General features: G+C 59.5%; 12 protein-coding genes. 6 read left to right on the plus strand and 6 right to left on the minus strand.

Going from position 1 to position 15,276, the window contains the following annotated elements:
* Positions 1–197: 197 nt before the first annotated feature.
* From ACQR3R_RS04065 to ACQR3R_RS04075, 3 genes are all read right to left on the minus strand, one after another.
* Positions 198–1,109: a LysR substrate-binding domain-containing protein gene (locus ACQR3R_RS04065; RefSeq protein ID WP_428270723.1), complete on the minus strand. Its 912-nt coding sequence runs from the start codon at positions 1,107–1,109 to the stop codon at positions 198–200.
* A gap of 155 nt (positions 1,110–1,264) precedes the next feature.
* Positions 1,265–2,629: an FAD-dependent oxidoreductase gene (locus ACQR3R_RS04070; protein WP_428270724.1), complete on the minus strand. Its 1,365-nt coding sequence runs from the start codon at positions 2,627–2,629 to the stop codon at positions 1,265–1,267.
* 36 nt (positions 2,630–2,665) lie between these two features.
* Entirely contained in the window at positions 2,666–3,721 is a 1,056-nt protein-coding gene (locus ACQR3R_RS04075; protein WP_428270725.1) for a Rieske 2Fe-2S domain-containing protein, read from the minus strand.
* Between the two features lie 333 nt (positions 3,722–4,054).
* Between ACQR3R_RS04075 and ACQR3R_RS04080 the strand changes: the two genes are divergently transcribed.
* Together ACQR3R_RS04080 and ACQR3R_RS04085 are read left to right on the plus strand one after the other, a co-directional pair.
* The gene (locus ACQR3R_RS04080) at positions 4,055–5,398 is read left to right on the plus strand and encodes an MFS transporter (RefSeq protein WP_428270726.1); all 1,344 of its coding nucleotides are present in this window, start codon (positions 4,055–4,057) and stop codon (positions 5,396–5,398) included.
* On the plus strand, positions 5,379–6,311 hold the full coding sequence (locus ACQR3R_RS04085) for an NAD(P)-dependent oxidoreductase (RefSeq protein WP_428270727.1): 933 nt from the start codon (positions 5,379–5,381) through the stop codon (positions 6,309–6,311). The genes ACQR3R_RS04080 and ACQR3R_RS04085 overlap by 20 nt, the downstream gene beginning before the upstream one ends.
* 1 nt (position 6,312) lies before the next feature.
* On the opposite strand, the gene ACQR3R_RS04090 is transcribed toward ACQR3R_RS04085, so the two are convergent.
* The gene (locus ACQR3R_RS04090; protein WP_428270728.1) at positions 6,313–6,474 is read right to left on the minus strand and encodes a DUF2986 domain-containing protein; all 162 of its coding nucleotides are present in this window, start codon (positions 6,472–6,474) and stop codon (positions 6,313–6,315) included.
* Between the two features lie 146 nt (positions 6,475–6,620).
* On the opposite strand from ACQR3R_RS04090, the gene ACQR3R_RS04095 reads away from it, so the two are divergent.
* Both ACQR3R_RS04095 and ACQR3R_RS04100 read left to right on the plus strand, forming a co-directional pair.
* On the plus strand, positions 6,621–7,247 hold the full coding sequence (locus ACQR3R_RS04095; RefSeq protein WP_428270729.1) for a LysE family transporter: 627 nt from the start codon (positions 6,621–6,623) through the stop codon (positions 7,245–7,247).
* Between the two features lie 146 nt (positions 7,248–7,393).
* Positions 7,394–8,752, plus strand: coding sequence for an MATE family efflux transporter (locus ACQR3R_RS04100; protein ID WP_428270730.1), 1,359 nt, complete (start codon positions 7,394–7,396; stop codon positions 8,750–8,752).
* On the opposite strand, the gene ACQR3R_RS04105 is transcribed toward ACQR3R_RS04100, so the two are convergent.
* Entirely contained in the window at positions 8,728–9,327 is a 600-nt protein-coding gene (locus ACQR3R_RS04105) for a 4'-phosphopantetheinyl transferase superfamily protein (RefSeq protein ID WP_428270731.1), read from the minus strand. The two genes, ACQR3R_RS04100 and ACQR3R_RS04105, sit on opposite strands and share 25 nt — an antisense overlap.
* Before the next feature lie 17 nt (positions 9,328–9,344).
* Entirely contained in the window at positions 9,345–13,376 is a 4,032-nt protein-coding gene (locus ACQR3R_RS04110) for a Pls/PosA family non-ribosomal peptide synthetase (protein ID WP_428270732.1), read from the minus strand.
* 343 nt (positions 13,377–13,719) lie between these two features.
* Here ACQR3R_RS04110 and ACQR3R_RS04115 point away from each other — a divergent pair, with 343 nt between their 5' ends.
* Positions 13,720–14,256: a sigma-70 family RNA polymerase sigma factor gene (locus tag ACQR3R_RS04115; RefSeq protein WP_428270733.1), complete on the plus strand. Its 537-nt coding sequence runs from the start codon at positions 13,720–13,722 to the stop codon at positions 14,254–14,256.
* The gene (locus ACQR3R_RS04120) at positions 14,253–15,200 is read left to right on the plus strand and encodes a FecR domain-containing protein (protein WP_428270734.1); all 948 of its coding nucleotides are present in this window, start codon (positions 14,253–14,255) and stop codon (positions 15,198–15,200) included. The genes ACQR3R_RS04115 and ACQR3R_RS04120 overlap by 4 nt, the downstream gene beginning before the upstream one ends.
* Positions 15,201–15,276: the final 76 nt, after the last annotated feature.

A 15,276-nucleotide genomic window follows, 5' to 3' on the forward strand; every position in this document is an offset into this window, starting at 1 on the left:
TGTTTGTTCCTCCCAACACCGGCCTCGCGCCGGTGTTGTTTTATCTGCCTGCTGCAACCCCCCGCCTTCACTGCTCGCTTAAGTCGTGGCCTGAGCGATCAGAGCATCCAGCTTCTGCGCAAAAAATTCTGCTGGATATTAGGCGGTTCCGGGACAGGGCCACGCATACAAACAACGGCTTCTTGCTCGCTAATTCCCTACGGCCCAATCGCACTAGCCGCATCCAACACCACACTGCGTAGCCACTTCGACGCTAATGAACGGTGTTTTCGTGCGTGCCACAGTTGGTAGTAACGCAACGGTTGGGCGGGGACGGGGAAGGGTTCGATACGCAGGGGTAATAATTCAGTGTAATGCTTGGCAAACGAGCGTGTGGTGGTGAAGACCAGGTTTGATTTAACCAGTACATAGGGCGCGATGCAGAAATAGGGCAGGGTGGTTTTTACTGTGCGGACCAAGCCACTTTTGGCCAGTTCGGTGCCGATTGTGCCTTGGCCGGAGGCATTGTTGGTCATCACGGCCAGGTGATCGGCCTCGATATACGCTTCACGGGTCAGGCAACCTGGCTGAATGGGATGTTCTTCGCGTAACAGGCACACAAGGTCGTCGTCGCACAACGGTTGCAGATGCAGGTGTTCTGCAGGGGCGGCCCAGTTGCCGATCACCAGGTCGAGAAAGCCGTCCTCAAGTCCGCGAGAGTACCCGCCCTCGGCCTGCAAGTGCTTGAGCTCCAATGTGGCAAACGGTGCCTGGGCGTAAAAGCGTTCGATGATGGCCGGCACAAAGAACACGCTCAGGTAATCCGGAGTGCTGATGCGAAAGGTTTGTTTGGTGGTGGCCGGGTCGAACAGGTCGACCGGGTGCAGAATCTGGTCGATGCCGTTGAGTGCCTGCGAAACAGGTTCGATCAGGGTCAGGCCGTGTGTGGTCAACACCATGCGGCTGCCGCTGCGCACCAGCAACTGGTCGCCAGTCAGTTCACGCAATCGGCGCAAGGCAACGCTGATGGCGGGTTGGGTTTGCCCAAGCAGTTCGGCGGTACGGGAAACACTGCACTCAGTGAGAAGGGTATAGAGCGTGCGGATCAGTTGAGCATCTAAGTTGGGCATCGAGTTAGACACAGCAGCCTCTGTTCTGGTTGATCAATCTTCACGATTGTTCCTTCACCTTGAGTTAGCGACGCGCCCTCAGTGGGTTCTTCGTAGCGCTATATAAAAGATAATATAGCGCTAGGCTTGAACCCGTCCACGCCAAGTAAGCTGTGCTAACGCCAATCGGGCAGGGTTTTCAGAAGTTCGGCTTTTTCCTGCGTAGCCGCCCCCATCAGTACGAAGCCGAGCATGCGGCTCTGCTGATCGTGGTACAGGGACTTCACCTGTGCGATGCCTTTTTCGCACCGTCCTCCCAACTCGGTGGACCACAGCCCATGAGTGCCCATCGGCGATGCCACGATAGTCGGCAAGACGCTGGTTTTGATGGTCACCGGCATGGCGGGGTAGGCGACCGGGGTTGGCTGGCCGGCCAGTGTTTGGGCCAAGGCGCGCGCCTGTAGCATGATCGGCATCACGTAAGGCAACACCAGGTCGTGAACTTGCGCGCAGTCACCCAAGGCATACACGTTGTTCGCGCTCGTGCGCAGGCAGGCGTCGGTGATGATGCCGCTGTCGACGCTGATGCCCGCAGCACGAGCGATGTCCACTCGCGGGACCAGGCCAATGGCGCACAGCACATAATCCACCTCGATTACGCGGCTATCGGCCATGTGCAGTTGCAGTCCGCTGTTCGTACGCTGGACCGCAACGGGCGCATTACCCAGTTCCAGGCGCACGCCAATAGACTCCAGCGCTTGCGCCATGGCATCACCGGCCTCCAACGGTAGTAGACGGCTGAGCGGCCAGGTCGCGCGGTCGACAATGCACACTTCATGGCCTGTATGACGCAGATCGTTGGCGAACTCGCAGCCGATCAAGCCACCGCCCAGAATAGCGATGCGGCTATTCACGCCGATCTGTTGTCGGAAGCGTCGATAGTCGTCCAGATCGTTCACGGTGACGATGGCGTCTACGCCGTCACCTTGCAGATCGGGCCGGCGCGCGTCGGCTCCCAGCGCCAATACCAGCGAGCTGTAGCGGTGTGGCTGGCCCTCGATGTCAACCGATTGCGCTTGCGCATTGATGTGTTCAATCGAGGTACGGGTGTGGATTTTCAGGTTCAGTTGCGCCGCCATTTGCTCGGCACTCGAGGTCACCAGCGCATCCGGCAAGCGCCCGGTCTGGAAGGCGTTGGACAGTGAAGGCTTGGAGTAGAACTCACCCCCATCGCGGGTGATCAGCACAATCGGTGTATCGGCATTCAGCTTGCGCAATTCGCGAGCGACGGTGTAGCCGGCCAGCCCCGAGCCCAGAATAATCACCGGGTCCGGTTGTGCCGGTGGCAGCGCTGCAGCGCGACTCGCCTCTTCGCTCGCGATTTTGATCATCTCAAAGTCACTTTTGCCGACGCCGCACTCGGGGCAATACCAATCGTCTGGTACGTCCCCCCAGGCTGTGCCGGCGACGATGCCGTGTTCCGGCATACCGGCGGCTTCATCGTAAATGAAGCCGCACACAAGACATTCCCACTTAAACATGGTGTTACTCCACTCAATCGGTATGCAGCAATTGGGTCAGCTGATGAAGGCGCGACCCAGTCCCAGTGCGCTGAGCGCGCGGCGGTAGGCGGTAGAGGAACGGTCGGCGGGAATATGGATTTCCATCGAAAGGTCCAGCGGCAGGTCTTCCGGACGGCACAGTTCGACGATGTCGCGATCCTCTTCGAATACTTGCTGGTTGAAGGCGTAGACGTCGTCCAACGGCATTTCCTGGTCGAAGTTGCGCGTGATGGCGCAGAACATCCGCGTCTTGCGGGCCGAGATCGGGCTGGCTGCGTTCAGAATCACCAAGCGGTGTTCCGGGTCGGGAAAGTTGACGGTTAAACGCGCGGTAAACGGCGCAAAAACATCGAACGTGCGGCTCCACAGAAAGTCATCGGGGGCGCGGTGTTGCATGCTTTTCGGAAAGTTGCTGACGTTGCTGACGTATTCGGCATGCATCCCATACGGCGTGACTTCGGCCTTGTAGGTTGGCACCACCGGATTGTCACGCGTCGCGAAGGCTTCGTGGTGGATCCAGGCAAAGTGCGCGACGTCGATAAAGCCTTCGACTTGCCGGCCCGCCGAGGCCGCAATGTCGATTGACGGCGGCAGGATGCGTTGGAAGCTGTCGTCGTTCCACGACGGCATGTGTGAGAAGGGCGCGCTGTCGCCGTACATCAATACCCAGATCAGCCCGTAGTCTTCTCGGGTCGAATACATCTGGATGCGATGGCGTTCGGTGAGGTTGGCATTGGGCTCCGAGGGGATGCGTGTGCACCGGCCATTCGTGCCGAAGTGCAAGCCGTGGTAGGGGCAAATGATGTTTTCGCCCTGGACCCAACCTTTACTCAACGGTGCGCCACGATGGCTGCAGATATCTCGCGCGGCGTTGAGTTTTTCACCTGTGCGATAGAGCACCACAGGCTCATCCAGCAGCGTGACGGCGAACGGCTTGTCGGTAACGTCGGCTGAAAAAGCAACGGGGTGCCAATGTTGGCTGAGAATGTCGCGGTCCTGTGCAGTGAAGGTGCTGTGTTTGGTAATCGGGTTCCAGGTGACGGTCTGGCAGGCAATGGCGGGCATGGACATGTGCAGTTCTCCTTGTGATGGAAATGGCACTGAGATCAAGCATGTCCGCGAGCTACCGGGTGGCTGCTTGCCCGGCCGGGCGGACAACGAGTGCGAAATCCATGCTAGAGGAACGTGCCCGGCCCGCCCATGTTGCGAAGAACATGTTGCCTATGTGCAATTCGTTATGTCGCTCCAGCGTTAACGGCTGTTCATGCGTCCCGGTTATTCTTTTTTGATGGATCAAATCCCAATATATGGGTTGATAAATCACATGTTGAGGTGTTGCTTGATCTCGTTTATGGTGAGGACAGAAACGTTGACCACCCTCATAACAACAAATAGAGAAGTCAAATGCCTCAGTCTTCGCTGGATCTGGGCCTGCATGCCAGCACCATGAAGCGTCTCAACCTCAAATTGATTCCCTTCCTGATGTTGCTGTACATGGTCGCTTACATCGATAAGTCGAACATCTCCGTTGCCGCATTGCAGATGAACGCGGAGCTGGGCCTTACCGCTCGCATGTACGGTATAGGCGTCGGTTTATTCTTCTTGACCTATATCCTCCTCGAAGTTCCAAGCAGCGTGATCCTGACCAAGGTCGGCGCCCGGCGCTGGATTGCGCGAATCATGATCACCTGGGGCATCGTGGCCGCGGGCATGAGCCTGGTACAAAGCGCCAACCAGCTGTACGGGATGCGCTTGCTACTCGGCGCCGCCGAGGCCGGTTTTACCCCCGGGATCATTTACTACCTGTCGCAGTGGTATCCGCGTAGCGATCGGGCCAAAGCCATGTCGTTTTTCTACATCGGCGCGGCGTTGGCCTCGGTGATCGGCCTGCCGCTGTCGGGGGCCTTCCTGCACATGGACGGTTACTTTGGCATCAGCGGCTGGCGCTGGTTGTTCTTCCTCGAAGGCTTGCCTGCGATCGTGCTGGGTATCGTGGTATTGCGTTATCTGCCGGACTCGCCCGAAAGCACGCACTGGCTCAAACCCGCGGAAAAAGAATGGCTGAGCCGGACCATTGCCAGCGAGCAGGCTAAAACCCCGATCTCTCATCATGCGGGATGGCAAATGGCATTTCGCAGCCGTCAGGTCTGGTTGCTGAGTTTGTTCTGGCTGCTGCAGGCTTTTGGCACGATTGGCATCACGCTTTTTCTGCCGTTAATCGTCAAATCCGTCTCTGGTCAGGAGTCGTTTACCGTCAGCGTGCTGTCGGCGTTGCCGTTCCTGTTTGCGTGCATATTCATGTACCTCAACGGTACCCATTCGGACCGCAAGCGTGAGCGCAGCTGGCACTTGGGTGTACCGCTGATGTTGGCTGGCGTGTTGCTCGCATTGGCGGTGGTGACCAGCAATCCTTGGCTGGCCTACTCATTGCTGGTGGTAGCGGTGGGCCTGAACTGGGCGGCCACGCCAGTGTTTTGGGCGACCACCACCGAGTACCTGTCCGGCGTAGCGGCGGCTGCGTCGATTGCGCTGATCAACTCCATCGCCAACGTTGCCGGCCTCGGTCTGCCGCCGATCATGGGCTGGATCAAAGACGCTACCAATAGCTACGACTATGCCTTGTTGCTGGTCAGCGCAGCATTGCTGGCGGGCGGCGTACTGGGACTTTATCTGGCCCGGGCTCCGCGCTCGGTGCCGCCTGTAACGGTCAACATTTCACGAGGTCTCGATGAAGCCAAGGCTCCTTAAAATTGCACGCCTGCCGGCGATGCTCGACGAAGCATTACACGCAAGCTACGAAGTGGTGGAGTGTGATGAAGACGGCACCGGTACCGGTCAGCACACGGAAGACATACAGGCGCTGGTGGCCAATGGCGAATCCACGGTCACCCGACAATTACTGGCCCGTCTACCGGCGTTGCAACTCATTGTGGTGTTTGGCGTGGGATACGACGGCGTCGATGTCGAAGCGGCGCGCGAGCGTGGAATCAAAGTGACGCACACCCCCGATGTGCTGACGGATGACGTAGCGGACTTCGCGATGGCATTGCTGCTGGGCATCGCACGTAACCTGCGCATGGCCGATCAGTTCACCCGTTCAGGCGCTTGGGCAGATGGGCCTTTTCGGTTCAGTCGCAAAGTCAGCGGGGCACGCCTGGGGATTATCGGGCTAGGCCGAATCGGCGCGGCGATTGCGCGCCGTGCTGCAGGTTTTGACATGCAAATCGCCTACACCGGGCGCCGGCCACAGGCAGTGGATTATCAGTACTACTCGACCGCACTCGAGTTGGCTGCGGCGGTCGATTTCCTGGTGGTTGCTGTGGGCGGGGGCGCCGACACTTATCACATGGTCGATGCGCAGGTGCTGGAGGCGCTGGGGCCGAATGGCTACTTGATTAATGTGGGGCGCGGCAGTGTCGTTGATGAGGCGGCCGTTGCGCAGGCGTTGGCACAAGGACGACTGGCGGGCGCGGCGCTGGATGTCTACGAAAACGAACCTCGGCCCGCCGCAGGTCTATTGGGTTTGGAGAATGCATTGCTGACGCCTCACATGGCCAGCGCTACGCTTGATACGCGGCAGGCGATGTCCGACCTGGTGATGGCTAACCTGCAAGCATGGAATAGCGGGCAGGCCTTGCCTTCGCCGATTCCAGGTCAATAAATCAGCTGCCCGCGGAATCGGTTGAGTCCTGGCTGGCTTCAGCCTCCAGTTTCAACCGATCTGCCTTACTGATGTATTTGGACTTGCTGGCCGGTGCCAATTTGGCACTGGCCTTTTTGGCGTGAGCCTTTAATAGTTGCTGGATTTTTTTACGGCGGTTCATGTTTTTTTGCTCAGCGTGTCAGTTATTGAATGATGCCCAACCCGGGCTTGCGGAACAAGGTATGCCGCCTAAGCAATGTGACCCTGTTGCTTTCGACCTTCATCTGAGGATAACTGTGGCCCTCTCTTGCCTCGAGGTGAACTGCGATGTTTGATCTGGCCTCTATCGTGGCGTACGTAGCCGTCGTCATCGGGCTTTTTCTGATCCCCGGACCGGCCGTGCTGCTGGTGATCACTCGCACCCTCCAAGGTGGACGCAAAGTGGGTATCGCCACCGGGCTGGGCGTTGCATCGGGTGACCTGATCCATACGCTGTGCGCCGCACTGGGGTTGTCGGCAATACTGATGACCTCGGCGCTGGCGTTTAACGTCGTGAAAATCGCAGGAGCCTGCTATCTGATCTATCTGGGCGTGCGCGCCTTTTTTGCAGAATCAAGCAGCGCAGCGCGGACACAATTGGCTGATGTGACATCGACCCAGGCTTTTTTTCAAGCGGTGGGCGCAGAGGTACTGAACCCAAAAACCGCACTATTTTTCCTGGCATTCCTGCCGCAATTCATTCATCCGGAATCAGGTTCGTCCCTGAGTCAATTCGCCGTGCTGGGTTTGATCTTTTCGGGGCTCAGTGCGATCTATACCAGCGTCATTTCCCTGGCCATTCGACCTTTGAGCCAATGGATCAAGGGCCTTTCCAGGCTGCGTCGGTGGGAGGGGAAAATAATAGGAACGCTGTTTGTCGGGCTGGGAGTGAAAGTCGCCTTGCAGCAGCGGTAATCCGGACCGGCGGCTCCTGCGGAGGACGCTGCCTGCGCCCTGTAAAAATAATCGAACCCTGACGAGATATTCATCTCGCGGTGTACTTCACTGCTGCAGCTATCCTTTAGAATCTTTTCCCCGCAGTCGAGCCGGACCTTCGCCCAATGCCAATTCCCAACCAAGACAACCCGCTCTGGAAAACGTACCTGCTTTTCCTGGCGCCGATGGTCCTGTCGAACTTCCTGCAATCGATGTCGGGCACTGTCAACAGCATCTATATCGGCCAGATGCTCGGCACCCAGGCATTGGCTGCTGTGTCCGGCATGTTCCCGATCGTGTTCTTCTTCATTGCGTTGGTGATTGGTCTGGGCGCAGGCGCGGGTGTGCTGATTGGCCAGGCGTGGGGCGCGCGCGAACTGCACATGGTGAAGGCGATTGCCGGCAGTACATTGCTGTTGGGCGCAATGATCGGCTTGGCGGCGGCGGTGCTGGGCAGTGTGTTTGCCCGCTCGGCGTTGCAAGGGTTGGGGACGCCAGCGGATGTGCTGGACGACGCAGTGGCTTATGCGCACGTGATGATGTGGATCATGCCGTCGCTGTTGGTGTATGTGCTGTTTACCCAATTGTTGCGTGGGGTGAGCGATACGGTGTCGCCGCTGGTGGCGTTGATTGTGTCGACGTGCATTGGGCTGGCACTGACGCCGGCATTGATTCGGGGCTGGTTCGGGTTGCCGCAAATGGGCATTCAGAGTGCCGCGTATGCCGGGTTGGCGGGTAACTTGTCGGCGATGGCGTGGTTGGCCTGGCGCCTGATTCGCAAAGGGCATCCATTGGCTCCCGACCGCGAGATGTTTGCGACGATGCGTCTGGATCGGGTCATCCTCGGCAAGGTACTGCGCATCGGTTTACCGACCGGGTTGCAAATGGTGGTGCTGTCGTTGTCGGAGCTGGTGATTCTGGCACTGGTCAATCAACACGGTTCGCAGGCGACAGCGGCTTACGGGGCAGTGACGCAGATTGTCAATTACGTGCAGTTCCCGGCGCTGTCGATTGCGATCACCGCGTCGATCCTCGGCGCGCAAGCCATCGGATCAGGGCACCTGGAGCGCATGGCGCCGATCCTGCGTACCGGACTGTTGATCAATGTGTGCCTGACCGGCGGGCTGGTGCTGTTGGGTTACCTGCTGTCGCCGTGGCTGTTGGGATTGTTCCTCACCGAAGACTCCACGCTGACGATGGCCGAGCACCTGTTGCACATCATGCTGTGGAGCCTGTTGGTATTTGGCTTCCAGGCAATCATCGGCGGCATCATGCGCGCCAGCGGCACGGTGTTGGTGCCGATGTCGATTTCCATCGTCTGCGTGCTGTTGCTGCAGTTACCGGTGGCGTATGTGCTGGATCGCCATTTCGGCCTGCAAGGCGTGTGGATGGCGTTTCCCGTGGCCTATCTCGGGATGCTGGCGTTGCAGACCGCGTATTACAAAATCGTCTGGCAGCATCAGAAAATCGAACGCCTGGTGTAAGCAGGCAGCGCGAGAGCGCCCACCAAAGGCGACGGCAATGCCAGTTCAAAAACAAGGCACTCCGGGGGTTGCGTCACGGCCCACTCGGCGAGTGCCAGGCCATGGCATTTGAGTTGTGCTTCGTGCTTGCACCACGCGTTGGCAAACGCCTGCGGTTGCAACAAAGTGGGGGTGGCCAGCAGGTGGTCGGTGGTCTGAGGGCCAAGATAGTCCTGCGCTACCGGTTGCCAGTCCGCAACGTCGTGTACCTGCATCAGGTCTGCGCCAACCTTGCCTCGAAGGTTGACCGCCGCCAGCGACAATCCGTCCTCATGGCTGATCGACAACCCCGGTTCCGGCCAACCCTGAATCTTCAGCCGTGGCGCATGCCCCGCAAGGCTGATGAACGAGATTGCTTGCGAGGTTATTCCCAATACGCTTACCAACGCTTCGCCCAGGCAATTGCGAATGCGTGCTCGAGCGATGGCGCGCGGTGTACCCGCAGGATTGACGGTGCTGATCAGCAACACACTGTTCTGCAGTTCCGGCGGCGGACCGGGGCACGGATAAACGGTCCAGATAGACTCGTTCTGCACGCAGGTAGGCCCGATGCTCAAGCGCGACCGGGCGCGGCCGGGCAACCCGTCCAGCGGCTGGCGGCGGGAATGTGTTCGCCTTTCATCACCAGTGTCAGCGGGCCGAGGTGCGCGTCATTACCGATCACCGCGCTATACAGCACGGCGCTACGCGGTCCCATGTACACCCGTTCGCCGATGGTGACGTGGTCGATTTTCATCACCCGGTCTTCGAACAAATGCGTTTGCGGGCAGGCGCCGGCATTCAACTCGCTGTCGGCACCGATGGTGACGCAGTCAAATTCGGTGATGTCAGTGGTGTCCAGGTAAACCCCTCGGCCAATCTTGCAGCCCAACAGGTTGAAGGCCAGCGGTAACCAAGGCGTGCCCCGCAGATAGCGCATGAAGTTCGGCGCAGCCATGCCTTCGTACAAACTGGTAATGCCCTCTGACAGCCACACAAATGGCGTCCACATCGGGTCGGCGCGCTTGCGATAACGACCCATTACCAGCCATTTCAGAGCCACCACCAACAGGAAGTTACCCACGCCATACGCCAGGCCAATCAGCGCCAGGTAACCCAGCACCGCGCCCCAGCGCTCTTCGCCAGCCAGTGGCATCAGGTCAAGCATTACCGTGTAGCCGACGGCGATCACCACCGCATGCGGCGTGACAATTCGCACGCCTTCGATCAAGCCTCGGGCCAGACGGCGCAATGGGGAAGGGCGGAACGTCAGTGACTCAGGGTAACCACCCACTTGTTCGCGGGCCGGCAGGTTGATCGGCGGCGAGCCGAGCCAGGTGTCGCCATCGGCCAGTTCGCTGTTGCGCGGCGCACTGGAATGAACGCCGATCAGCACGTTCTCCGGCAGCACGGTGCCATCGGGAATGAAACTGCCATTGCCAACAAAGCTGCGGTTGGAAATCACCGTCGGCTGCATGCTCATCCAGCCGCCATCGATCTGCTCGTCGCCGAGCATCACCGCATCGGCGATGAAGGTTTCATCACCCAACGTCAACATGTCCGGAATCACGCCTTGTGCGGTTGAAATCTCGGCGTCACGCCCGACTTTTGCACCCAGCAGTCGATACCAAAATGGTGCATAGACAGTGGCGTAGATGCCGGACAACACGTTCAGGCTGGCTTCTTGAATATGGCTGACCAGCCACTTCGCGCAGTAAGTGTTGCTGTGTACCGAGTAACGCCCAGGTTGCAAGCGTGGCAAGGCAATCCAGCGCAGGGCGGCGGATGCGAGTGCGGTGACGACTATCAATACCGCGCTGGCGGGAAACGCCAGGATGAAATACCGCGCCAGTTGCAGGGCAACGTTGTCGCTTTGTAGCCAAGGCAATATGTGCTGGTCATCGAACCAGTCGATCAAGAAAAACGTCGGGAACACCGGAATGAAAAACAGCGTGGCGATCAGCAAGATGCCGAACACAAAAAATGCCCCTTCGACACGCAAGCGGCCCTTGGTTACCGAGGGCCGTGGTGAATGGCGCTGGGTGTCGAAGGTGCCCAGGTCACGCGCCGGCGAGCCCTGCCAGATGCGTCCGGCCGGCACACTGTGCCCGTCGGCCAACGCCGATTGGCCTTCCAGATGACCGAAGGGACCGACCTGGGTATTGCCCTCCATGATCACGTACGAACCGACGCAGGCATTGTCCTGCAAGGTGATTTGCCCCAAGTGCAACTGACCGCGTTCAACACGGGCGTTCTCGAAACTGACGCCATTACCAACGCTGACGCCGTTGCCGATGTGCAGCAAGTCGGGCGCCCGTACGACGGCCCCGCCGACTATCACGTCTTGGCCAATTTTGGCGCCCAGTGCGCGCAACCATAAGGGGTAAAGCGAGGAACCGCTCAACAGGTAAACCGGTGCCGATTCGACCATTCGGTCAGCGGCCCACCAGCGAAAATAGGTCACGCCCCACAACGGGAAAACGCCGGGTTTCAGGCGTCCGGCGATCAGCCATTTGCCCGCGAGTGCGATGCCAAACTGCAGCACCGTGGCGAGCAAAAACACAGCGACCGAGGCGAGCGTTGCTGCCGCGACAGAATCGCCGGGAGCGCCGGTCAGAAAGTGATAAGTAAAGAATGGTGCCAGCCATTGCGTCATGCGCAGGCTGACCATCACGGGTAGCGCCAAGGCCTGGGCCAGACCACAGCGCCAGCGTCGCCACGCGCAGGGTGGGGTCCATTCGACGGGGACGGCCGCAGGTTCCGGTGCTTGTTGCAGTGTCGCGGCAATAGCGCCAATGCGCCGTTGTTGATAGATATCGCGCACCGTGACGTGGGCATATCGTGGGTCGGCGCGTAAGGCCGACGCCAGGCGTGCAGCAAAAAAAGAGTGGCCACCAAGGTCGCTGAAAAAGTCGGCATCGCGACGCACGGGCTGTCCTGGGAACAAGGTTGCCAGCGCCGCGAACAGTACTTCTTCAGCGGGATTCTCGGCCCGGTCGCAGTGGAGATCGGCGCCGTGGGTGTCAACGCTCAATGGCCGGGCCTTGAGTGCTTTGCGGTCGATTTTGCCAGAGGTCAGTCGCGGCATTCTGTCCAGCAACTCAAAGCGTGCTGGCACCATGTAGGGCGGCAACTGTGCTTGCAGCGCCCGACGCAGCAGCGGGGTAAATGCTGCTGGCGGCTCATCGTCGCACACCAGATACGCAATCAACTGGTCGAGACCGTCGTCATTGCGCAACAGAACCGCGACCGTGCCGACACCGGGTTGTTGCGCCAACAAGGCTTCGATTTCACCCAGCTCCACACGAAAGCCGCGGATTTTAACTTGATCGTCCGCACGTCCCAGGCACTGCACCTGGCCTTTCTGGTCGATACGCGCCAAGTCTCCGGTACGGTACAAGCGGGCGTCGTGGTAACCCGTGGCCCAAGGGTTGGGCAGGAATTTTTCGCGGGTCAGGTCCGGGCGGCCCAGGTACCCGTCGGCCAAGCCTGGGCCGATGATGCATAACTCACCGGTTTCGCCGCGCGGCAAAAGGCGCGGTTCACTTGCGGCTGTCTCATTGGCAATCACCAGCAGTCCGTAATTGGGCAATGGTGTGCCAATGGTTACTGGCCGCCCGGGCACAAGTCGCGCCAGGCTGGCGGACACTGTGGCCTCGGTCGGGCCATAGGTATTGAAAATTTGTCGCCCAGGCTGGCTCCAGCGCTCGACCAATGACTCGGGGCACATTTCACCGCCCAGGTTGATCAGGCGCAGGCTCGGCACATCCTCACTGAACAAGGCCAGCAGCGTCGGCACTGCGTGCAGCACGCTGATGCGCTGTTCATTGAGCAGGCGTGGCAGGATTTGCGGGTCGCCGCTGATTTCCCTCGGACCAATCCACAGCGTCGCGCCCACCAGGTAGGCGATCCAGATCTCTTCGAACGACATGTCGAAGGCCACCGAAAAACCCTGGTAGACACGGTCGTTGGCGTTGATGCCAAGGACCTCGTTTTCGCTGCGCAAAAAATGGCAGATGCTGCGTTGAGAAATCAGGATGCCCTTGGGTTTTCCGGTCGAGCCCGAGGTGTAGATCACGTAGGCTGGATGGTCTGGCAACGCCGCGCTGCGCCGCACGAGGGCGGTTGCTGTGGGGGCCAACAACGTTTCGGCAGTCCAGCGTGTCAGGCCCGTATCGCCAAGCGAGGCGGCCAGCGCTGCGCAAGTCACCACGCCGACGGCGCTGGCGTCCTCCATGCAAATCTTCAGACGCTCCACTGGCGTGTCCTGGTCCAGTGGTAACCACGCGGCCCCAGCCTTGGCGATACCGGCCTGCATCACCAGCAACTCGATGCCGCGCGGCAGCCATAAACCAACAATCTGCCCCGGCCTTACGCCGGCCTGAATCAGCGCCGAGGCTACAAGATCAGCCTGTTGGTCCAATTCACCGTAGCTGAGCTGGCGCTCGCCGAAGATCAGCGCGATCTGTCCTGGATTACGCCGCGCGCTGGCTTCGAGCAAATCGGCCAGCACTTCTTCGCGCAAGAGTTCAGGTTGAATCGGACCGTACAGCACGTCCGACAGTTGCTCGGTCTGACTGGGCTTCAGCAAGATCACGTCATTCATGGCGGCAGGTATTCGCTGTGCTTAAGGAAAGGGCTGAAGCGTTTAGTGTCAGTAAGGCGAGCCACTGGCCAGAGGTATGTGGCTTCTGTTCTTTGTTCATTGGATATGTCTGGCGTGTTTCAATCCGGATACATTTCGACGCGTTAACTGCCTTTCGTAGAAGACAAGAAACCGCGGAACGGGATGAATATCGCAGAGGCAAGCTGTACGGAGGTTGAACGATTTCTTGAAGTGCAGGGCTCGATCAGGGCCGCAAGGCTGTGATTGCCGGGCGTCAAGCGTGTCGCTATAGTGCGATCAATTCTCAAATGCATTCGCATCGTACTATCAGGAAAGCCGCCCAATGGGTCCTGCCATTTCACGTGATGCGTGCCTGCATCGCGACATTCAGTTGCTGTACGTCGAGCATCATTCCTGGCTCCAGGGCTGGTTGTGCCGGCGCATGGGATGCCGCAGCGATGCCGCCGACCTGGCGCAAGATACGTTTGTGCGCATGTTCCGCTCCTCAGCGTCGGCGCTGCAGCCAGACCTGCACCAGCCACGCGCATACCTGGCGACGATTGCCCGGCGCTTGATGCTCAACCTCTATCGTCGCCGTTCGCTGGAAGAGGCATGGCTGCAAACGCTGGAGCAGTTGCCTGATCAATTCGCACCGTCCGCCGAAGAGCAGTGCCTGATTCGCGAGGCGTTGCAGGCCGTCGATACGTTGTTGCAAGGCCTGCCGCCGTTGGTACGGCGCGCGTTTTTACTGTCCCAGTTGGAAGGTCATACCTACGCCGAAATCGCCACGATGTTGAACGTCACTGTGCGCACCGTGCAGCGCTATCTGACGCAGGCGATGGAGCAATGCATGATGCTGCCGATGGCGGAGGGCACATGAATGAAGTGCCGCTGGACCGCAGCGTCGTGCGCGAGGCCGCGCGTTGGTACATGCGCCTGAACGAAGCTGACGGCGACACAACCCGGCAACTGCGATTCGAGCAGTGGCGCAAACAGCATCCTGACCACGAACGTGCGTGGCAATTGGCCCAACGCGTCAGCCAGCAATGGCAGGGCATTCCCACCGGCGTAGGGTTGCCGACCCTGGACCGCGCCGATCGCTTGAGCCGACGTTCCGGGCTCAAGGCGTTGGTGCTGCTGATGACCGCGGGCCCGGTGGCGCTCATGACGTGGCGGCATTCGTCATGGTCGGCGGATGAGCGTACAGCGGTTGGCGAGCAACGCCAGATCAACCTGCCCGATGGCACCCGACTGAACCTGAACACCGACACCGCCGTGGACATCGCATTCGACGCGACCCAGCGTTTGATTCGCTTGCGCGCCGGGGAAGTCCTCGTCACTACCGGCCAAGACATTCTCAAGCGCCCGTTGCGGGTGCAAACCGAGCAAGGCAACGTGCGCCCGGTCGGCACCCGATTCAGCGTTCGCCTGGAAGCTGCCGACAGCCTGGTCAGCGTGTTTGCCGGTGCAGTTGATATTCAGCCCCTGCGTGGTACCGCTGAGGTGCGCTTGAACGCGGGACAAAATGTCCGCTTCGATAGTCTTCAGGTGCAGTCAGCAACTGCATTGCTCCCCGGCAGCGCCGATTGGGCCCAAGGCGTGTTGCGCGTGGACCGCATGCCCCTGGCAGCGTTTGTGCTGGAACTGAACCGTTACCGTCCCGGCTGGGTTCGGTGCGACCCGCAGGTCGGCGAGTTGCTGATCAGCGGAGCGTTCCAGTTACGCGACACCGATTTGATCCTCAGCGCCGTCGCACAGGCGTTGCCCGTCGACGTCCTGTACTGCACCCGCTATTGGGTCACGCTGCAACCGCGCGTTGCCTGAAAAAATCTTCGCATTGCCTGTCCTGTTTTTCGACGCTGGCGTGTCCTCCTTGCAAACAGGTCTTACCGATACGGAG

The organism is Gordonia sp. IEGM753 (genome assembly GCF_050321825.1).
Lineage (GTDB): Bacteria > Pseudomonadota > Gammaproteobacteria > Pseudomonadales > Pseudomonadaceae > Aquipseudomonas.